The organism is Enterobacter sp. CGMCC 5087, from assembly GCF_003144775.1.
GTDB lineage: Bacteria > Pseudomonadota > Gammaproteobacteria > Enterobacterales > Enterobacteriaceae > Enterobacter > Enterobacter cloacae_M.
The window spans coordinates 1-543 of sequence record NZ_QFXN01000187.1; the positions used below are offsets into that span (position 1 = coordinate 1).

Consider the following 543-nt stretch of genomic DNA (forward strand, 5'->3'; position numbering starts at 1 on the left):
CTTGCGGCGGTGCTCTGGGTCATCATCCTGGTGGCTGTCTGGTGGGGCGGACCCCTGTTCACGTTTCATGACGTGAAACCCTTTGCTTCTCTCTTGTCACGGGGATTATTTGCGCTGGGATGGCTGTGGCTTGCCTGTATTGTCATGCTGTGGCGGGTATGGCGCAATATGCACAATGCCCGGCAGGAACAACGATTACAGGAGAGCCGGCAAAAAGATCCGCTTCAGGCGTTTGTTGATGGTCAGCAACGTTTCCTGGACGGCTGGGCGCAGGCACTGAAGGCACTGCCGGGCCAGGGTTCCGTGTACGGTAAACCCTGGTACATGATGATCGGTCTTCCGGGCAGCGGTAAAAGCAGCCTGCTTCACCGTGCCTGCCCGCCGAATAAACTCCATGCGCGCCTGCACAATGAATTGCGCTCCCTGAAGGAAGGACAGAAGGTAGATTGCTGGCTGGGGGAAGGGGCGGTCATTGTCGATCCTTACGGTGATCTGTTACTCCAGACAGGCGGGGAAACGGAAAACAAGGATGAGCAGCATTCC

1 pseudogene is annotated in these 543 nt (G+C 57.1%); it reads left to right on the forward strand.

Annotated features, from left to right (window positions below):
* Positions 1–543, forward strand: a pseudogene (locus DEO48_RS26810) (type VI secretion system membrane subunit TssM); the annotation flags it as partial.